Source organism: Marivivens niveibacter, assembly GCF_002150005.2.
In the GTDB taxonomy this organism is placed as follows: Bacteria; Pseudomonadota; Alphaproteobacteria; order Rhodobacterales; family Rhodobacteraceae; genus Marivivens; species Marivivens niveibacter.
In genome coordinates this window covers 494980-514176 of the sequence record NZ_MSPP01000001.1, presented here as the reverse complement: position 1 = coordinate 514176, position 19197 = coordinate 494980, and the positions used below count along the sequence as shown (strand labels likewise).

The 19197-nt window shown below is 54.9% G+C and carries 16 protein-coding genes and 1 riboswitch; of the genes, 2 read left to right on the top strand and 14 right to left on the bottom strand.

The window, feature by feature from the left end; all coding sequences use genetic code 11:
• Window positions 1–32: 32 nt before the first annotated feature.
• Both BVC71_RS02600 and BVC71_RS02595 read right to left on the bottom strand, forming a co-directional pair.
• Window positions 33–488 (bottom strand): Lrp/AsnC family transcriptional regulator, encoded by a 456-nt coding sequence (locus BVC71_RS02600; protein ID WP_086450066.1) that lies wholly within the window; start codon window positions 486–488, stop codon window positions 33–35.
• Window positions 485–940 carry an Lrp/AsnC family transcriptional regulator gene (locus BVC71_RS02595; RefSeq protein WP_086450651.1) on the bottom strand — a complete coding sequence of 152 codons (456 nt, stop codon included), beginning with the start codon at window positions 938–940 and terminating at the stop codon, window positions 485–487. The genes BVC71_RS02600 and BVC71_RS02595 overlap by 4 nt, the downstream gene beginning before the upstream one ends.
• A 107-nt stretch (window positions 941–1047) precedes the next feature.
• On the opposite strand from BVC71_RS02595, the gene ilvC reads away from it, so the two are divergent.
• Window positions 1048–2100: a ketol-acid reductoisomerase gene (gene ilvC, locus BVC71_RS02590; RefSeq protein ID WP_276267622.1), complete on the top strand. Its 1053-nt coding sequence runs from the start codon at window positions 1048–1050 to the stop codon at window positions 2098–2100.
• Between the two features lie 310 nt (window positions 2101–2410).
• Here the strand turns inward: ilvC and glmM are convergent, their stop codons facing one another.
• The 8 genes from glmM to BVC71_RS02550 all read right to left on the bottom strand — a co-directional run bounded on the left by glmM (window position 2411) and on the right by BVC71_RS02550 (window position 12747).
• Window positions 2411–3754, bottom strand: coding sequence for a phosphoglucosamine mutase (gene glmM / locus BVC71_RS02585; RefSeq protein ID WP_086450064.1), 1344 nt, complete (start codon window positions 3752–3754; stop codon window positions 2411–2413).
• Window positions 3744–4760: a dihydropteroate synthase gene (gene folP, locus BVC71_RS02580; RefSeq protein ID WP_086450063.1), complete on the bottom strand. Its 1017-nt coding sequence runs from the start codon at window positions 4758–4760 to the stop codon at window positions 3744–3746. The genes glmM and folP overlap by 11 nt, the downstream gene beginning before the upstream one ends.
• Window positions 4757–5677 carry a dihydroneopterin aldolase gene (locus tag BVC71_RS02575; RefSeq protein ID WP_086450062.1) on the bottom strand — a complete coding sequence of 307 codons (921 nt, stop codon included), beginning with the start codon at window positions 5675–5677 and terminating at the stop codon, window positions 4757–4759. The genes folP and BVC71_RS02575 overlap by 4 nt, the downstream gene beginning before the upstream one ends.
• A gap of 90 nt (window positions 5678–5767) precedes the next feature.
• Complete coding sequence (locus BVC71_RS02570; protein ID WP_240516758.1) at window positions 5768–6424, bottom strand: cell wall hydrolase; 657 nt, start codon at window positions 6422–6424, stop codon at window positions 5768–5770.
• Between the two features lie 173 nt (window positions 6425–6597).
• Window positions 6598–9153, bottom strand: coding sequence for a putative PEP-binding protein (locus BVC71_RS02565; RefSeq protein WP_240516757.1), 2556 nt, complete (start codon window positions 9151–9153; stop codon window positions 6598–6600).
• A 71-nt stretch (window positions 9154–9224) separates the two neighbouring features.
• Entirely contained in the window at window positions 9225–11285 is a 2061-nt protein-coding gene (gene glyS, locus BVC71_RS02560; protein ID WP_086450060.1) for a glycine--tRNA ligase subunit beta, read from the bottom strand.
• Window positions 11285–11818, bottom strand: a complete 534-nt coding sequence (locus BVC71_RS02555) for a DUF6446 family protein (RefSeq protein WP_205905947.1) — start codon at window positions 11816–11818, stop codon at window positions 11285–11287. Before BVC71_RS02555 ends, glyS begins: the two co-directional genes overlap by 1 nt.
• Complete coding sequence (locus tag BVC71_RS02550; RefSeq protein WP_086450059.1) at window positions 11815–12747, bottom strand: glycine--tRNA ligase subunit alpha; 933 nt, start codon at window positions 12745–12747, stop codon at window positions 11815–11817. Before BVC71_RS02550 ends, BVC71_RS02555 begins: the two co-directional genes overlap by 4 nt.
• 175 nt (window positions 12748–12922) lie before the next feature.
• Here BVC71_RS02550 and BVC71_RS02545 point away from each other — a divergent pair, with 175 nt between their 5' ends.
• A complete protein-coding gene (locus BVC71_RS02545; RefSeq protein ID WP_086450058.1) occupies window positions 12923–14677 on the top strand; it encodes a trypsin-like peptidase domain-containing protein in 1755 nt (584 codons plus the stop codon).
• Between the two features lie 53 nt (window positions 14678–14730).
• On the opposite strand, the gene BVC71_RS02540 is transcribed toward BVC71_RS02545, so the two are convergent.
• The 4 genes from BVC71_RS02540 to metZ all read right to left on the bottom strand — a co-directional run bounded on the left by BVC71_RS02540 (window position 14731) and on the right by metZ (window position 18998).
• Window positions 14731–16179, bottom strand: coding sequence for a TrkH family potassium uptake protein (locus BVC71_RS02540; RefSeq protein WP_086450057.1), 1449 nt, complete (start codon window positions 16177–16179; stop codon window positions 14731–14733).
• A 76-nt stretch (window positions 16180–16255) separates the two neighbouring features.
• Window positions 16256–16483: a hypothetical protein gene (locus BVC71_RS02535; protein WP_086450056.1), complete on the bottom strand. Its 228-nt coding sequence runs from the start codon at window positions 16481–16483 to the stop codon at window positions 16256–16258.
• A 128-nt stretch (window positions 16484–16611) separates the two neighbouring features.
• A complete protein-coding gene (gene folE2, locus BVC71_RS02530; protein ID WP_086450648.1) occupies window positions 16612–17712 on the bottom strand; it encodes a GTP cyclohydrolase FolE2 in 1101 nt (366 codons plus the stop codon).
• A gap of 107 nt (window positions 17713–17819) precedes the next feature.
• Window positions 17820–18998, bottom strand: a complete 1179-nt coding sequence (gene metZ, locus BVC71_RS02525; RefSeq protein WP_086450055.1) for an O-succinylhomoserine sulfhydrylase — start codon at window positions 18996–18998, stop codon at window positions 17820–17822.
• A gap of 52 nt (window positions 18999–19050) precedes the next feature.
• Window positions 19051–19127: riboswitch (SAM riboswitch) on the bottom strand.
• Window positions 19128–19197 lie beyond the last annotated feature (70 nt).

Genomic DNA, 19197 nt, shown 5'->3' with positions numbered 1-19197 from the left:
AGAGGCCATAAACATTACAACTTACGAATATGTTATAACGGGCCGGGCAACCGTTCTTCGGTCAACAAAACGTTCGCTTCGACGTTGCCAACACCGGGCAGCGTCATAATGCGCCGCCGCAACACCCGTTCGAAATCTGCAATATCCGTTGCGACCACACGCAAACGATAGTCGTACAGTCCCAACACATGTTCGACGGTCTGAACCTCGCGGATTGCTGATACTGCCCGTTCAAAATCCTCTAGGCTCACGCGCCCTTTCGCGGCGAGTTTTACGCCCAGAAAAACGGTGACGCCAAATCCCAGTTTGTCTTTGTCCAAAACCACGCGTCGCCCAGCAATCACGCCAGCGTCCTGCAACCTTTTGATACGACGCCACATTGCGGGCTGAGACATCCCAAAACGTCGCCCCAACTGACTGGCGGATTGCGTAGCATCCTTTTGCATGGCCCGCAGGATATCACGGTCAATATCATCCAGATCAATCATACAGGCAGTACTTCTTCGCGTTTGAGGGTGGCGATTGTCAGCAATGATTCAAGTTCGGCAATATGTGGCAACGTAAGAACCCGATCACGATAGATTGCCTGCCAATGCGCCAAATCCCGCGCCACGATGTGCAAACGAACGTCCACGCGGCCTAAAAATGTTTGGATCTCGATGACTTCGGGAACCTGTCGGGCGGCGTCCATGAAATCATCGAACGCACGCGGGACGGTTTTATCTAACGTGCAACGCAAAGACACCGCGACAGCGAACCCTAGCGCGGTCCAGTCGATGATCGCCTCTTGCCCCATTAGAATGCCTGCTTCGCGCAGCTTTTCGATCCTGCGGGTCAGGCGGCCAACCGTCAGTCCGCACGCTTCTGCCAAATCTGGCAAAGGCATTTCAGGATCAGCCTGCATTAGGCGCAATATTCGTCGATCAACATCATCAAGCATAAAAAACACAATAATTTATTATCGAGAGAATAACTATCCCGAAAATATCGCAAAAAATAACGAAACAACCATCGCCATTGCATGCCCATTTCCTTATTCTGCGCCCAATTGAAACGCTAACAGTAAGGACCGCCAAAATGCGCGTTTATTACGATCAAGACTGCGACGTAAACCTGATCAAGGAAATGAAAGTCGCGATTCTGGGCTATGGTTCGCAAGGCCACGCACACGCACTGAACCTGCGTGACTCGGGTGCGAAAAACGTTGTTATCGCTCTTCGCGAAGGTTCCCCATCGGCGAAAAAAGCTGAAGGCGAAGGCCTGCAAGTAATGGGTATCGCAGAAGCAGCTGCATGGTGTGACGTGATCATGTTCACCATGCCAGACGAACTGCAGGCTGACACCTACAACAAATACGTCAAAGACAACCTGAAAGAAGGCGCAGCGATCGCTTTCGCTCACGGTCTGAACGTTCACTTTGGTCTAATCGAAGCGCCAGCAGGCGTTGACGTGATCATGATGGCGCCAAAAGGCCCAGGTCACACCGTTCGCGGCGAATACACCAAAGGCGGCGGCGTTCCTTGCTTGGTCGCAGTTCACCAGGACGCAACCGGCAAAGCGCTGGAAATCGGTAAATCCTACTGCTCCGCTATCGGCGGCGGTCGTTCGGGCATCATCGAAACCAACTTCCGCGAAGAATGCGAAACCGACCTGTTCGGCGAACAAGCTGTTCTGTGCGGCGGTCTGGTTGAACTGATCCGTTGTGGTTTCGAAACTCTGGTCGAAGCTGGCTACGCACCAGAAATGGCCTACTTCGAATGTCTGCACGAAGTGAAGCTGATCGTAGACCTGATCTACGAAGGCGGCATCGCAACCATGGACTACTCGATCTCGAACACTGCTGAATACGGTCAGTACGTCACCGGCCCACGCATCCTGCCATACGAGCAGACCAAAGCAGCAATGAAAGCCGTTCTGGAAGACATCCAGCAGGGCAAATTCGTTCGTGACTTCATGCTGGAAAACGCTGTTGGTCAGCCAACCATCAAAGCGTCGCGTCGTGCAAACGACGAGCACATGATCGAAGAGACCGGTGCAAAACTGCGCGAAATGATGCCTTGGATCTCCAAAGGCAAAATGGTCGACAAAGCGAAAAACTAATTTGGATTTGGCGGGCAGTGCCCGCCACCTACCGAAACGAAAAGCGCCCCGAATTTCGGGGCGCTTTTTTTAACGTTCACGATTTTTATCTAAGGCGCTGAACGGAATGATCCGAGCCTTCGGATCATACGTTTCCTTCTCCCACCGATTGTCTTCGCCTTTGCGAACCAAACCGGCCAAAGATCGCCCATACTCAATCAAGGAAATCATTAACCACCTCGTGAAGCACCATTTACACAATCACAAGGTAACTGATCCGACAGAAATAGCAGCGGACTCAGACGGCTAATTTAGATTCCAAAAGGATATATTAAGCGACCTTTTGAATGACATCGACGATGCCATCCACAACCAAACCTAGCAGATTGTCATCCTCACATTCCGCCATAACGCGAATCAAAGGCTCTGTACCTGACTTACGGATGAGCAACCGCCCCTGCCCTGTCAGTTTGATTTCTGCATCAGAAATCGCTTTTTTCACCTCTGCGTTGTCTAACGGATCCACACCGCCGCCGTAGCGCACGTTTTTCAACATTTGCGGAACAGTTTCAAAGACTTGGGTCAATTCGCTGGCTTTTTTGCCGGTGCAAACCATTGCAGCTAGAAATTGCAAACCAGCCAGCAGACCATCACCGGTTGTCGCGTAGTCGGTCATCACAATGTGACCCGATTGTTCGCCACCCAGATTGAAACCGCCCTGACGCATACGTTCAACAACATAGCGGTCGCCCACTTTTGTCCGCTCTAACGATAGGCCGCGGCCATCAAGGAAACGTTCAAGTCCAAGATTCGACATCACAGTCGCGACCAATGCGCCGCCCTTGAGCCGCCCCTCAGTCGCCCAACGATCTGCCATCAGCGCCATGATCTGATCGCCGTCTGCAACGCGGCCGTTTTCGTCCAAGATCATCACGCGATCCGCATCGCCGTCCAGACAGATGCCAACATCAGCGCCATGGCTGACAATGGTTTCGGCTGCCGTGCGCGGGGACGTCGAACCGCAATTTTCATTGATGTTATAGCCATTGGGATTGGTCCCTACGGTCACAACATCCGCACCCAATTCCCACAGCACTTCGGGGGCAACACGGTGCGCAGCGCCATTGGCGCAATCAATAACAACCTTTAGACCTTTTAGGTCAACGCCAGCGGGCAAAGTGGATTTGACACGTTCGGCGTAACGGAAACGACCATCATCAATACGCCGCGCACGCCCGATGTTCAGCGCCTGCGCGGGCTGAATATCGGCAAAAACCATTTCTTCGATTTCTGCCTCGGCGTCATCCGACAATTTAAAACCGTCTGGGCCAAAGAATTTGATGCCGTTGTCATGGTGCGGGTTGTGGCTGGCCGAAATCATAATACCCAGATCCGCACGCATGGACGTCGTCAGCATCCCCACGGCAGGCGTCGGCACAGGGCCCAGCAATAGCGCATTCATACCCGTACTGGTCAAACCAGCGGTCAGCGCATTTTCAAACATATAACCAGACAAACGGGTATCTTTGCCGATCACCACGCGGTGGCCATTAGATCCGTCATTACGGAAATAACGACCAGCGGCAGCGCCAATTTTCAGCGCCATATCAGCGGTCATTGGATACTGGTTTGCGGTCCCGCGCACTCCATCTGTACCGAAAAGCTTACGAGTCATGCCCTACCCCATTTACTGCGAACATCAGGCTTAGCGCCTGTTTGGTCTCTAACGTATCATGTACGCGCACGATCTGCACGCCGTGGCGAATGCCGTCCAACGCGACGGATACCGATCCTGACGCTCTTTCGGCAGCATCCTGCGCATTGGATATTTCACCAATGAAACGTTTGCGGCTGGCGCCCAGCAATATCGGACAGCCCAAAGTGTGAAACAGCGACAACCTGCGCAGCAGCGCCAAATTGTGCCCCTTGGTTTTCCCAAAACCGATGCCGGGATCGGTAATAATGCGCGACCGATCAACACCAGCCGCGACGGCCGCATCAATGCGGCCAGCTAAGTAATCGTAAACATCCAGCAAAACATCATCGTAGCGCGGATCGTCTTGCATGAACTCTGGCAATCCTTGCGCGTGCATCAAACAGATCGGCAATTGCGTTTGGGCCGCAACGTTCGACATTTCGGGATCAAATTCCATGGCCGACACATCATTCAAGATCAGCGCACCAGCATCTGCTGCCGCTTTGGCTACAGGCGCTTTGCGCGTATCAATTGAAACGACCGTTCCAGTTCCGGCCACTTGGGCGATAATGCCTTGCGTGCGCTCTATTTCTTGATCAACGGCCACTTCAACAGCGCCAGGCCGAGTGCTTTCGCCGCCTATATCAATGATGGATGCGCCATGTTCCGCCATGGCTGCGGCCTGGGCCAACGCCGCTACGGGCGCATCAAATTGCCCACCATCACTAAAACTGTCGGGCGTAACATTCAGAATGCCCATCATCTGCGGCTTGGCCAGCGACAGCCCGGCGATATCAGCGCGAGGCGCGGTGATCGCATCCAACGCCCATTGCGGTACGTCAGAGTCCGAAATGATCTGGGGTTTCCTGCCGCGTTCTAAAACCTCAACTCGGTCAAACCAGCACCAGCCGCCAGCGATCGTAAGCGCACTTGCAGGGCGCGCGGCATCCATCATCGGAATAGGTCGGAAATATTGCGTCGTCATACGACGTCTATAGTGCCAACTTTCACAGACCGCACGGGGAGTTTTGTTTGCGGTGCATCATCCCCGATCAACAGCAATTCGGCCGCTTCCATATGTTCCGCAAACCACGCGCACAACGCCGCCGCATCATCGGGACCTGCAGAGGGACTTTCGACCGCATCCAAAACAATTTTGGACGGTGCCCAGACGCAAATCTGGTCATGTTTCATCGCCCAATCCAGTTCGGTGCGCGTTCCAACAACCATACAGCGTTTGTCGCGCCCCGCCAAAACCCAAGCGTTCTGTTCAATCGCCAACAAATCAATGCGGCGCTGCGCAAGTGCGGCACCGGATCGCGGCGCTGGCGTATCGTCGGCACCGACACAGATGATCAGCGGCATCGGATCGGCTGCCAACTGATCAATCCATGTTTTCAAATTGTCAGAGCCGATCGCCGCATTCGACATGAAAACCACGCGTGGATGCGGAATTTGAACGTGGTCTTGGCCTTTGCTCGCAACTTCGCCCTTGGCACGAACAATCTCGACGCCTAAGGAAAAAGGACCGCGATCTAGTTTTTCGATACGCACAAAAACGCGCTGCGCCAATGGTTCGGATAAAATGCGTTCCGCAACCCGCGCTGCGAGCGTTTCCAACAGATTGATACGCTCTGCACCCAGCTCGATCTGAATGGATTCTGTGATCGTGTCATATGAAAGGATACGATCAACGTCGTCATCAATGTCACCAGTTTGCGGGGCAACCTCGACCACAACATTAAACCGCACGCGTTGCAGATGGCCACGTTCCTGTTGGAACGCACCGATTTCAACCTCGACGACATAATCGCTTAGGGAAATACGGTCGCACGGCTGGGTCGCGCTGGCCTCGGCACGTTCGGCGGGATGGGCAAAAGCCATGCGGATGTCGTTATTCATGGTCGCTCTTTCATCTGTCGTGTCCCCGCATACTAGCTGAGGGACAAAGGAACAAGCGACCAGCCGCGGCCATATCTTTTTTGAAAGCGACTAGCCGTTCGACGCGGTTCTGACCGGCTGACGGTAGAAAAGGTGCGAATCAATCGCGGCTGTGCGGGTAAACACACGGGCCCATGATGGGTTCACAGCACGGGTGTGATAGTGGGTCGCGCCGTTGGTCAATTCACGCGGTGCACCATCGATCAATAGGCGGGCAATTTTACCCACGCGTTCCCATGCACGGGGTTCGCTGATGACTTCGGCATGTCCATCACAGGTGTAGGTGAATTGGCAGGCGTAGCGGCGGCCTGTACCTTGGTTCACCACATCACATACGGTGTCAGGGAAACGGGCGCTATCGACACGGTTCAAAATAACCTCGCCAACGGCAAACATACCGCGCACGGATTCGCCACGTGCCTCAAAATAAAGGGCTTCTGCCAAACATTCCCATTGGGAACCACCGGTCGCTTCGGGCATGGCCGCGATTTTTTCGCGGTCGTAAAGGTCACGTGGCACGGTCTGAATGTCACGATCAGCAGGCGATGGAATGGTCGTCAAAAACGCCAGTTGTACCGATGGGATTTCCTGAACCTCGGTGCTGAATTCGCCCAACAAAGACGACAGACGAACAGAGGTCAGATCCTGCGCGGACACAAAGGTGCCAGCCGATACAAAACACAAAACCGCCGCGGCGGTCTTGGTCATTTTAGTGACGAACGAATGCAACATCGCCCAACTCCGGATACACGCGGCTTGCCCCACGCTAGCGGGCGGGGTGTTACAAGATTTTCACAAATAGAGTCCACCCACCTTTTTGTAGCAGCTCCTACACAAATGGGTGTTTAGTTGCGCCTACCGCATACAATCCTAGGTTTTAGTTAACGCAATTCGGCCCGAGCGTCCGAAATTGCCAGCTGCGCGGCCGACAACCGTGCGGCGGGTACACGGAACGGCGAACAAGACACGTAATTGAAATTCTGCTTGCGGCAAAAATCAATTGCAGACCGACTGCCGCCATGTTCGCCGCAGATGGACAACACCACATCGCTGCGTCCAGCGCGGCCTCGTTCAGCGCCCATTTTCAACAATTCGCCAACGCCATCGACGTCTAACGTGTGAAACGGATCCTCTTCGTAGACATGCGCGTTCACATAGGCTGACATGAAACGACCAGCGTCATCGCGCGACAACCCATACGTCATCTGGGTCAAATCGTTTGTACCGAACGACAAGAATGCCGCGTATTGCGCGATATCTTCGGCACGTAAGGCGGCGCGGGGCGTTTCGACCATCACGCCATAGCGGTAATTGAACTGAACGCCTGTCTCTGCCCGGACGTGGCCAGCAACGGCGTCAATGCGTGCTTTGACCAATTCCACCTCGCGCATAGCGCTGACCAGTGGGATCATAATCTCTGGCACCACAGGATCACCGGAACGGCTCGCCTCGACGGTTGCTTCGAAAATAGCGCGCGCCTGCATGTCATAGATTTCAGGATAGGTCAGACCTAAACGTACACCGCGCATCCCCAGCATGGGGTTATATTCGGACAAAGCTTCGACCCGCGCGTGAACTTCGGACAGGGGCAAAGAAAGCTGTTCCGCCAATTCGCGGTGGCCCGATTTATCCGCAGGCAAAAACTCGTGCAAAGGCGGGTCAAACAGTCGGATGCAAACAGGCTGCCCCTGCATGATATGGAACAATTCGGCGAAATCACCGCGTTGCATCGGCAACAAGCGATCCAGAACAGCCTGTCGTTCCGTGACCGTATCCGCGAATATCATTTCGCGCATCATGCCCAAACGATCGCCCTCAAAGAACATATGTTCAGTGCGGCACAACCCAATGCCCTGCGCCATAAAATTACGCGCGGTCTGGGCATCGGCTGGCGTATCCGCGTTCGCACGCACACCAATATCGCGATATTGATCCGCCCATTGCAGCAACTGCTGGAACGCACCATCAAGCGCGGGTTCCAACAATGGCGCCGCGCCAGCCAACACATCACCAGACGTCCCGTCGACTGTGATCATGTCACCTTCGTGGAATTTACGGCCATCAGGCGCAATCAGGCGCTTACCCTTGCGATCAATAACCAGATCAGAGGCCCCAACCACACAAGGTAGACCCAAACCACGGCCAATCACCGCAGCATGGCTGGTGATCCCGCCGCGAACGGTCACAACGGCGGCCGCTGCGTGCATTCCTCTGATATCTTCGGGCGTTGTTTCGCGGCGCACCAGAATACATGGCTCTGACCGCGCTGCGCTGGCTTGGGCTTCGTTTGCGGTGAACACAATACGCCCCACCGCTGCGCCTGGACTGGCGGCGATACCGCGTACGATGCGATCACGTGGCGAAACGCTGTCGACCTGACGGTGCAACAGTTCGGAGAGAACAGCGGGATCGACGCGCATAACGGCTTCGTCCGTTGGGATGACCTGATCCTCGGCCAAGGCTACGGCAATACGCACAGACGCGCGATTAGACCGCTGTACGCGCACCGCGTCCAGAATGTGCAATTGACCGTTTTCAATCGTGAATTCGATCTGCATTTCTTCGCGCAGACGAATACGGCATAGGTCCCCGTAATTGCGGAGTTGCTCAAAGACTTCGGGCAATTCTTCTTCGACAGAAGGGCCGCGACCGTCTTTGCATAGGAACAACGCGCCCTTGGCAACGGTCAGTGCATCACGGCCCTGACTCTGGCTTAGGTATCGGCCTTTGATCCGACGTTCGCCTGTCGCGTCATCGACAAATTGGATGACGCCCGCCCCGGACGTGCCTTCACCGACACCCAGAGCCATAGACTGCACGACCAGCCCCAACCCTGCATCTGCAGGCGCACCTTTGGCCTGACGCAGCAAACGGGCCGTCGTGCCATCCCATGCCCGCGCCATCGAACGCAGCACCTGCCCCAGTTGTTCGGCAGGGTCTTGGGGGAACACTTCGTCGGTTTCGTATTCATAGGCATCCAGCATCGCCCGAAGCGATTCTTCGGTCGGTGTATCTGGCAGGTGGAAAGGTTCAGGATCCAAACGCGCGACTTGAACCGCGTAGGATTGAATGAACCGCAAATAGATTGACGTAGCGGCGTCTGCACCCAAACTGTCTATCAGCTGGGCATAGCGTGTGTCGTTCATTCCAATGTTCAAAATTGCCGATGGACCGCCCCAATCGGGATCTTGGCTGGACGGCCGCACAGACAACAATGGATTTGCGCCGAACGGGTCTAAAATCCCAGCCATATCAGGCATTTGACCACGTGCAATTTTGCGCACAGCGGCAAAAGACAATGCCACAGTTGTCGGAACAGGCATGTCCAGACGGATCAACCGCTGCAAACATTTCGCACGGCCACCATGGACCGAAGGCGACATCGCCGCAGTGGGTGTGATCAGCGTAACTGGATCAAATCGTTTTTCTTGCTGCACTGCGGCATCTCCTTGCTGCGGTTCACTTTAGACAAAGCGACAATCGCAGCAAGGGGGGGAAGGCGTAATTCTTAACCTTCGATGCGTGAAATATCCGCGACCGACGAACAGATCGTGCGGATGCGCGACAGCAGGTTCAAACGGTTGCGACGGATGATTTCGTTGTCCGAATTCACCTGCACCGCGTCAAAGAAACCGTCGATCGGCGCACGCAGCGATGCCATGGCCGCCATTGCCGCACCGAAATCTTCGGCGTTCATCGCTGGGGTGATCTCTGCCTCGGCTTTATCCAGCGCTGCGAATAGCGCCTTTTCTTCGTCGCCTTCGGCAAATTTCACGTCCGCGCCGAACGAATATTCAACGCCGTCTTTTTCTTCGGCTTGGGCCAGAATGTTGGACGCGCGTTTGTAACCTTGGATCAGGTTTTCGCCGTCTTCGGTCGCCATGAAATCCTGCAAGGCGCGGGCGCGTTTCACCAGTAGGGTCATGTCGTCGTTGCCCGGCATCGCCAAACACGCATCAATCACGTCGTGACGGATACCCTGATCGCGCAGGAACACCTTTAGACGGTCGTGAAAGAACGACAGCAGGTCAGCCGCATCAGCATCCGTATTCGCAGCGCCGAAATATTCGGTCAACGACAGCGTCAGATCGTTTTCCAAAATCAAACGGATCACACCCAATGCCGCGCGGCGCAGGGCGAACGGGTCTTTCGACCCCGTTGGTTTTTCGTCGATCGCCCAGAAACCAGTCAGCGTGTCGATTTTATCGGACAGCGCGACAGCGACAGAAACGGGATCGGTTGGCACGTCGTCCGATGGGCCCAGTGGGCTGTAATGATCGCGGCAGGCGTCAGCAACGGCGTCAGACAGACTTGCACTTTTCGCGTAATAACGGCCCATGATCCCCTGCAATTCAGGGAATTCATATACCATTTCCGATGACAGGTCGCATTTTGCGACCTTGGCGGCCAGCTCTGCCTCGGTCGCGTCTGCGCCGACAACTGGGGCAACTTTAGACGCCAGCGCCGCGATGCGCGCGATGCGTTCAGCCTGCGATCCCAGTTTGTTGTGGAAGGTCACGTTCGCCAATGGGGCGCCCATTGCCTCGAACCCGTTACGTTCAACGGTGCGCAGGTCGTTGTTCCAGAAGAACAGCGCATCCGACAGACGCGCCGACAGCACCTTTTGGTTACCCGCAAGGATCGTCGCGCCATTATCGGCGGTTTCATTATTCGCAACGGTAATGAATTTTTCGATACGGCCCGTTTTCGGATTCCGAACCGAGAAGAACTTTTGGTGCTCTTTCATCGAGGTTTGCAGAACCTCTGGCGGCAGGCCAAGGAATTGATCGTCGATGGAACCCATCAGAACAACAGGCCATTCGACCAGACCAGACACTTCGGCCAGCAGGCCTTTATCTTCGACCACTTCCAAACCAGCGGCGAACGCCATGTTGGTTGCGTCATGCCAGATGTGATCGGCGCGTTCGTCTGCACGCAGCACCACGCGGGCCTGTTTCAGTTTGGATTCGTAGTCGTCGAAATTGTTGACCGAGATTTCGCCGGACGACAGGAAACGGTGACCACGGGTGGTTTTGCCCGATTTGATGCCGTCGATGTCCAGTTCGACAACTTCGCTGCCGTCATCGGTGGTCAACAGGCAGATGATCGAATGCAAAGGACGCACCCAACGCAGCGGGCCCGCGCCCCAGCGCATGGATTTCGGCCATGGGAAATTGCGAACGGTGTTTTCCAAAACCTCTGCGATCACGTCAGCCGCCTTGCGGCCTGGTTTTTCGATCACGGCGAAATAGGCTTGGCCTTTTTTCACGTCGCGGATTTCCAGCTGATCTTTGGTCAGGCCAGTGGAACGCAAGAAACCCTCTAGCGCCTTTTCAGGGGCCGAGGTTGCTGGGCCTTTGCGTTCTTCGCGGACGGGTTTTGATTCAGCCAGCAGGTCATCGATCGACAGGGTCAAACGGCGCGGCGTTGCGAATGCGGCAGCGCCCGCATAGGTCAGGCCTGCGTCCACCAGCCCATCAGTGACCATTTTGCGCAGATCATCAGCGGCTTTCGCCTGCATGCGCGCTGGGATTTCTTCGGAGAATAATTCGATTAGCAGGTTTGGCATTAGTTGCCCCCCTCTGGTGCGGGTTCGCAGCCCGATGGCAGCGGGTCACCCTGAAATTTCGCTTCGCCACATGCGTTGATCTGTTCCCAGACATAGCCATTGCCAGCCTGATCAAACGCGACAACGCGGTCGATGCCGTATTGAATGTTTTCGGTGCCCATGAATGCGATCATGTCGCCGCGTTCAATCGCCTGACCCACGGTGCGGGCGTCGTAGCAATCAAACCAACCGGGGCCGTTCAGCGGTTCAGCCGTTTCATAGATTTCATAGGTATCGGTCAAAGTACCCAGACTGATCGGCGTGGTAAAACACGCACGAAACCGGATCGGAGAGCTTTCGCTATCGATGGCCTGAAAATCATTGGTCAGGATCGGTTCTGGCAGCCCAGTGATGGTCGAAGTCAGTTCGATCTGGCCAAAATCAGCCGCATCCACGCGGTCATAGAACGCGTAGACCTGATTGTAATACATCAGCCCACCCGCAGCGGCGGCGGACACAACAATTGCCGTGATTGCCATTTGAACCGGTTTCATTCCGCAGCCTCGGCCACATAGCCGCCTGCCTCGGTCTGAACAAAGGCGTCAGCACATAGTTTCGCCAGCGCGCGGACACGGCCAATATAAGCCTGACGTTCGGTGACCGAAATCACGCCGCGCGCGTCCAGCAGGTTGAACAGGTGCGATGCTTTTATGCACTGGTCATAGGCGGGGTGCGCCATGACGATGCGTTTGCCCGTTTTCGGATCAACGGCAGGGTTGTCCAGAATGCGTTGGCATTCGGCCTCTGCGTCGATGAAATGCTGTAACAGCTGATCGGTGTCGGCCACGTCAAAGTTATGGCGCGAATATTCTTCTTCGGTTTGACGGAAGACATCGCCATATTTCAGTGCGATTGGCGATTCAGGATCGTTGAACGGCATGTCCATGACGTGATCCACGCCCAATACGTACATCGCCAAACGTTCCAGACCATAGGTCAATTCGCCCGACACAGGTTTACAGTCGTGGCCGCCAACCTGTTGGAAATAGGTGAACTGCGACACTTCCATGCCGTCACACCAGACTTCCCAACCCAAACCCCATGCGCCCAGCGTTGGGGATTCCCAGTCGTCTTCGACGAAACGGATGTCATGCAGCGAACTGTCGATGCCAATCGCCTCGAGCGAACCCAAATACAGGTCCTGCAGATCGGGCGGCGATGGTTTGATCAGCACTTGGTACTGGTAGTAGTGCTGCAAACGGTTCGGGTTTTCACCATAGCGACCATCGGTCGGACGGCGCGACGGCTGAACATAGGCTGCGGCCCATGCACGGTCGCCCAGCGAACGCAGGGTGGTCGCGGGGTGGAACGTACCAGCGCCGACCTCCATATCGTAGGGTTGCAGCACTGCGCATCCTTTTGCTGCCCAGTAATTCTGGAGTCGCAGGATGATCTCTTGGAAAGAACGGGGTTTATCGGCCATGGTCGCCCTCTTTTCGGTTCCGCGCCTGAATATGATGCATGGGGCATGGGGTCAATTGGGGCATGCAGGTCACATTTACCCATTCGCACTGTTTTTGAACCGTTTCGGGGCTATGTTCATGCGGCATCAGGTGCGATAGACACACAATTGGTAAAGTTCGGATTTTGGAAAGACTATGTTAAAACGACTTCTGGGAATTGTTTTCGCGGCTGTAATCGCTGTGCAGGCCCATGCACAAAGCGCAAGCTGGCTCCAGATCGAGGCGCACCCCACCCTATCGGCAGCCCAAGACGCAGCGCGAAAATTTTCGGCGCAATTGGATGATGTCGTCGGGTTTCATCTGGGGTCCAATTGGTACGGCGTAGCTTTGGGCCCATATTCCGAACAAGATGCCGAAAACCTACTGCGTCAACTGCGCCGCACAGGTCAAATTCCGCGCGATTCATTTGTCAGCGACGGTCAGCGATACGGCCAACAATTCTGGCCCGTAGGCGTTGGCATCAGCAATACGCCCAAACCCCTGCCATCCGAGCCTCCCACCGACACAACCCAGATCGAGCCGCCAATGGCGCCCGAAGACGCCGAACCGATCGCAGCACCTGAACCAACGCTGCCTGATGAAACACCCGCCGAGGCGCGCGCATCAGAAGCTCAGCTGACCCGCGAACAGAAAATGGACCTGCAGGTGATGCTGCAATGGGCCGGTTTTTATAACGCTGGCATCGACGGTTCGTTTGGTCGCGGCACCCGCAATTCCATGGCCGCATGGCAAGAGGCGAACGGCTATGAAGTGACCGGCATTCTGACCACCGCGCAACGCGCTGAACTGCGCAGCCAGTACAACGCGATCCTAGAAGGCACAGACCTGACACTGATCGAAGACGCGAACACGGGCGTAGCGATGCAAATTCCAATGGGTTTGGTCCAGTTTGACGCCAATGAATCGCCTTTCGCCCGCTATACTGCCACCGACGATTCAGGTGTTCAGGTTTTGGTCATTTCCCAACCAGGCGACCGCACCCGCCTGTATGGCCTATACGAAATCCTGCAAACGCTGGAAATCATGCCGCTAGAGGGCCCACGGGAACGCGGCAGCGACAGTTTTGAAATCGAAGGCCTATCCGAAACGCGCCATAGCTACGCGACCGCACGCCACGAAAACGGCGAGATCAAAGGCTTTGTTCTGGTTTGGCCGGCAGGCGATAACGAACGCCGCAATCGCGTCCTGTCGGAGATGAAAAACAGCTTTGTTGCAATTGATGGACTGCTGAGCCCTGCGGCAGCCCCTGCCGATAGTTCGGTTGATATGGTATCTGGTCTGGCCATTCGCACGCCGAAAAACTCGGCCTCGGGGTTCTTTGTTGATGCGCGCGGCACGACCGTCACTGCTGCTGCCAACGTTGATCAATGTGAACGCGTGACAGTTGCCGGTGGAGATTATCCAGCAAACGTCGTGTTCAATGATGGCACATTGGCCGTGCTGACCCCTGAAACGGCGCTGGCACCGCTAGGTCACGCGGTCATCCAAACCCAAGCCGCAAATCGCGATGCGACAATCGCAGTGGGCGGATACCCATATGGCGGCGCATTGGCATTGCCGACGGTGACGTTCGGCACTGTCGCAGATGGTTCTGATCTGACAGGCGATGCCAGCAAACTGCGCCTGAACCTAACCACGACCCAAGGCGACGTTGGTGGCCCCGTATTTGATGCCAGCGGCGCTGTTGTGGGCGTTCTTGTTCCAACCCCAGCGAATAACGGTCAAATGCTGCCTGAAAACGTGGCCTTTGCAGCAAACGCTGGTGCAATCCTTAGCGCCCTTGCCGAAGCTTCGGTTCGCGCCGATCAATCGACCAGCAGCGGTTATATGGCACCTGAAACGCTGACCTCTGCCGCTTCCGATGTCACAGTTTTGGTGAATTGCTGGTAATCAGGCGTTCAAGCCAAACGAATAAAAGCCGGCCTGATTTGGGCCGGTTTTTTTTATGCGCGCCAGAAACGCGGCAGTACCAGCACCAGCACGGATACAATTTCCAAACGTCCCAACAGCATTCCCACGATCATCAACCATTTCGCGGTGTCAGGAAACAAATGTATCGCGCCAGAGGGGCCAACTTCGGGTCCGAAAACGGGACCAATGTTGAAAATTGATGTCCAAGCCCCTGTCACAGCGGCCAGAAAACTGATGCCCGTCATACCCATCAAAACGATCAAGATACCAAAGGTCAGGACAAAGCATGTGAACAGCAGCATGATCGACGACATAACATCGTCCGACACAGAACGGCCTTCGAAACGAACAGACACAACGCGGTTCGGGCTGTACAAGCGTTTGATCTGCGCCGAAATCGCCCGCAGCATGATTTGATAACGGAACACTTTGATCGAACAGCCAGTCGATCCAGAACAACCGCCAATCATGCCAACGCAAAACAAGATCGCAAAGGCAAACGGCCCCCATGCCATAACATCGCCATCGCCGTACCCAGTGCCCGAAAAAATCGACACGACATTAAACAGGGTTGATCGGAACATTTCCTCAGTGAATTCGCCCTCTAGGCTCATGCGATACACCACGATCAAAGCAACGGCATATGCGCTCCATGTCAGGTAACCGCGCAACTGCATGTCCTGAAACAATGGTTTTGGATCGCCAACAATCATTTGCAAGAAACGAATAAATGGGACCGAGGCCAAAAACATGAACAGGCTGGCCACATATTGCGGCGCGCCCGGAAATGCCGCAAAGGACGCATCTGTCGTCGAATACCCACCTGTCGCAATCGTGGTAAAGGAATGCACAATACTTTCCAATGTCGACATGCCCGACACGATATAGCCCAAGGCGCAAACAATCGTCAGCCCGATATAAATCTGCAACAAACCCTTTGCGATATCCAACGCGCGGGGCAACGATTTACCCAGCGTGTCGAAACCTTCGGATTGGAAAAACTGCATCCCGCCGACTTTCATCACAGGCAGGAAAATCATCGCAACGATGACGATCCCGAGACCGCCAAGCCACTGCAAAATCGCACGCCAAAGCAGAATACCATAGGAATGCGTTTCCAAACCTTCGATCGCCGTGGCACCCGTCGTGGTCATGCCCGACATGGATTCGAACATCGCATCGACCAGCGATAATTGTGTTTCACCGATAATAAACGGAATCGCCCCGAAAGTGGGCAGTGCAATCCAGACGCCTGTTGTCAGGATAAAGCTTTGGCGCAGGTTCAGACCGTGGCCTTTGCCATTCGCACAAGCCAACGATGTAAATAACCCTGCGGATATGGTGATAACGGCACTTTGCATAAACGTGTGCCATTCAGGATCACCATGAGCGAGATCGAACAACAAGGGTCCGATCATCGCGCAGCCCAAGACTGCGGTCAGCAAACCGATAACATATCCAACTGGTCGCAAGTCCATCATGGACGAAGGCTTGGCTTGCCTAGGCGGCTAAGTCAAGCGGTGCCAGCGGGTTAGCCCCGCCAGCATCGAAAATCGATTAAACGTAGAACAGGTCGTTGAACACGTGCACAGCGATTTTATCGCGGCGGATGCCCATTTCAGCCAGTTCTTCGTCTGTTTTGGACTGCAATGACTGCATTTCCGCGAAACGCGATTTGCGCTCCATATATAGTTCCAAACCATGCGCGATGGATTTGAAGAACGATTTGAATGCGTCTGCGACGTGTAGTTCAGGTAGGTGAACGTTGACTGCCAGATTGGCCATTTTGGAAACTCCGTTAATTCGGTTGTTTCCCCCCTTGATCCAAACTTAGGGCAAAACCTGCCTTGCGTGTAGCGCCAATACTGCAACGCAGCATTTACATAGACGCAAAGCAAGTCAACTTTGTTGCCTTATCCAACATGGATCAGCGTGCTGAACATTCGCGGATCCAAACTCTCGCTGTCAAAGGTGTCGCCTTCGGTCAGGACAGATACCGCATCATGGCTGTGCAGGCTTTCTTGATGGCTGGCGATAACGCGGAAATCACCGACGCGCGGATCATTTTGCAGCTGTTCACAGAACAGTCGTGCTGCGTCTTCGACAAAGATGGGGTTGGCGGCGTTTAGTTCCGCAAACGCCTGTTCGTCTTCGCGTTTCACCATAACCTGAGTTTCTGTCGGCACCGCATCGCGGGCCATGTCGATCAGATCTTCAAACCACAGCATCTCGCCATCTTCGATCACGGCGGACAGACGCGATACGGACCGCTGCGAATGCGGAGTCGCCAATTGGCCGCGGAACTGACGCGCATGTTCGGACAGTTCCAGCGAACATGGGCAGGTCGACGAATAGACATAATCCAGATGGATGATTTTCTTGCGAACACCCGCCTTTTCAACCAGTTCCAGCGCGATGTCGTAGTACTGGTACCCTTCTAATCCCGACCGCAGGGATGCCACTTTCATCGGGAAACGGAAACGCATTTGAATGCGCGCGTCAAAGCTTTCTAGGTCAGCTTTGTACGCGTCTAGGGCGGTTTCCATCACTTCGAAACTAAAGGTATCAGAGGCGTGTTTGTAGAAGGACCGCATGATACGGGACATGTTAATGCCCTTCTTTTCCGCCTCTAGGCTGACCGTACCGGTGACAGAGGTTTCCAGCGTCACATCGCCATTGTCGCGGGTGTGAAACCGGATTGGCAGGCGGAAATTCGAAATGCCGACGTGCTGGATTTGCTGTTTCGCGCCGCGGATCAGGCTGGACGGACCGTTCTGCAAATCGGGCATCGATGCTTTGTACGCATCGTCGACTTCGAAATCTTCGGGATATGCGCGGGCCAGCGCCGGATAGTTCGACACCTCTTGGCCAGGGATCAGGCGCGACACCAGTGGGTCCAGCGTTGCGACCTCTTCTGCGGTCACGTCTTTGGCCCAACGGCGCAACAGCGCCAATGCGGCCTCTGCCTCTTCCCGAGTAGGTTCGCGTTCCATGTCCTGATTATGAATGTTCATTTCGAGGTCTCCGCCCTGTCGCGTCTGATCCTCAATATGGGATGCGCGCGACGGTTTTCCATAACGTTCGAAAGGAATACGTTTGTACCCGTCGCGCGGATCAGTCATCAGATCGCGTCCAATGCTTGTTTCAGATCAGCCAACAAATCGTCAGCATCTTCTAGACCGCACGAAATTCGTACCAGACCAGGCGTGATGCCCAGCGTGTCCTTTTGATCCTGCGGCAGACGCTGGTGCGTAGTCGTCGCTGGATGCGTCACGAGCGACTTACTGTCCGCAAAATTGTTGGTGATCGTGAAAATTTCCAACGCGTTCAGGAAACGGAAACATTCATCTTTGCCGCCCTTGATATCGATGGCAAACACGGTGCCCGCACCTTCGTACTGCGCTGCGGCCAGTTCGTATTGTGGGTGGCTAGGGTGCAGCGGATAGCTGATCGAGTTCAGTTTTTCGTGACCTTGAAGCGCGTCCACAATTTTCAATGCCGACTGCGATTGATGCCCAACACGCAGGAACAGCGTGTCCATGGATTTCAGCATGACCCACGCGTTAAATGGGCTCATCGCGCCGCCGGTGTGTTTCAGGTACGCCTCTACGGGGCCGCGAACCAATTCTTTGGATCCCAGTACGATACCGCCCAGACAGCGACCCTGCCCGTCGACGTGTTTGGTCGTCGAATAAACGATCAGGTCTGCCCCCAATTCGCCCGCAATTGAATAGATCGGTGTCGCCATCGCGTTATCCACGACCACCTTGGCACCATTTGCATGGGCAAGATCGATGACGGCTTTCATGTCGATGACTTCGAGCGTTGGGTTCGAAATCGATTCAAAGAAAACCAGCGCGGTGTCAGGGCGAATTGCGGATTTCCATTCGTCCAGATCGCGGCCATCGACCAACGTCAGCTCAACGCCGAAACGGACCAAGATTTCTTCTAGGATGTACAGGCACGACCCGAATAGCGCACGGCTGGATACAACGTGATCGCCTGCCTTTAGCAGCGCCATCAGCGCGCCGTTGACCGCAGCCATACCCGATGCGGTGGCAAAGCCTGCCTCGACGCCCTCTAGGTCTGCCAGACGGTCCTCTAGCATTGCGGTGGTTGGGTTGCCGTAGCGGGCATAGATGAATTCGTCGTCACCCAGCGCAACAAAACGGGCCTCGGCCTGTTCGGCGGTTTCATAGACAAACCCTTGGGTCAGGAACATCGCCTCGGACAGCTCGTTATATTTGCTGCGGCGAACGCCCGAATGTACGGCGCGGGTACGTTTGGATAGTTTGTCCATGTCTGTCGTCCTTTCGACCTAATAAAAAACCCTGATACCGGAAATAGGCAGCAGGGTTTGGCCTGTTTCCTGTTTAGCGGTTTGTTTTACGTGGTCCGCAATCCGGTTCAAATCACCACAGACACGCGGATACGCCTCGTGTCGCGATAGGTCAAGAAAAACAGGGGTTGAACGCAGCAGACAAAACCCCATTGTTCCA

What these genes read in the sequence shown, in the direction of transcription:
- BVC71_RS02600 (WP_086450066.1), bottom strand. Translation starts at nt 488, where the DNA reads ATGATTGATCTGGATGATATTGACCGTGATATCCTGCGGGCCATGCAA.
- BVC71_RS02595 (WP_086450651.1), bottom strand. Translation starts at nt 940, where the DNA reads ATGCTTGATGATGTTGATCGACGAATATTGCGCCTAATGCAGGCTGAT.
- glmM (WP_086450064.1), bottom strand. Translation starts at nt 3,754, where the DNA reads ATGACTCGTAAGCTTTTCGGTACAGATGGAGTGCGCGGGACCGCAAAC.
- folP (WP_086450063.1), bottom strand. Translation starts at nt 4,760, where the DNA reads ATGACGACGCAATATTTCCGACCTATTCCGATGATGGATGCCGCGCGC.
- BVC71_RS02575 (WP_086450062.1), bottom strand. Translation starts at nt 5,677, where the DNA reads ATGAATAACGACATCCGCATGGCTTTTGCCCATCCCGCCGAACGTGCC.
- BVC71_RS02570 (WP_240516758.1), bottom strand. Translation starts at nt 6,424, where the DNA reads ATGACCAAGACCGCCGCGGCGGTTTTGTGTTTTGTATCGGCTGGCACC.
- glyS (WP_086450060.1), bottom strand. Translation starts at nt 11,285, where the DNA reads ATGCCAAACCTGCTAATCGAATTATTCTCCGAAGAAATCCCAGCGCGC.
- BVC71_RS02555 (WP_205905947.1), bottom strand. Translation starts at nt 11,818, where the DNA reads ATGAAACCGGTTCAAATGGCAATCACGGCAATTGTTGTGTCCGCCGCC.
- BVC71_RS02550 (WP_086450059.1), bottom strand. Translation starts at nt 12,747, where the DNA reads ATGGCCGATAAACCCCGTTCTTTCCAAGAGATCATCCTGCGACTCCAG.
- BVC71_RS02545 (WP_086450058.1), top strand. Translation starts at nt 12,923, where the DNA reads ATGTTAAAACGACTTCTGGGAATTGTTTTCGCGGCTGTAATCGCTGTG.
- BVC71_RS02540 (WP_086450057.1), bottom strand. Translation starts at nt 16,179, where the DNA reads ATGATGGACTTGCGACCAGTTGGATATGTTATCGGTTTGCTGACCGCA.
- BVC71_RS02535 (WP_086450056.1), bottom strand. Translation starts at nt 16,483, where the DNA reads ATGGCCAATCTGGCAGTCAACGTTCACCTACCTGAACTACACGTCGCA.
- folE2 (WP_086450648.1), bottom strand. Translation starts at nt 17,712, where the DNA reads ATGAACATTCATAATCAGGACATGGAACGCGAACCTACTCGGGAAGAG.
- metZ (WP_086450055.1), bottom strand. Translation starts at nt 18,998, where the DNA reads ATGGACAAACTATCCAAACGTACCCGCGCCGTACATTCGGGCGTTCGC.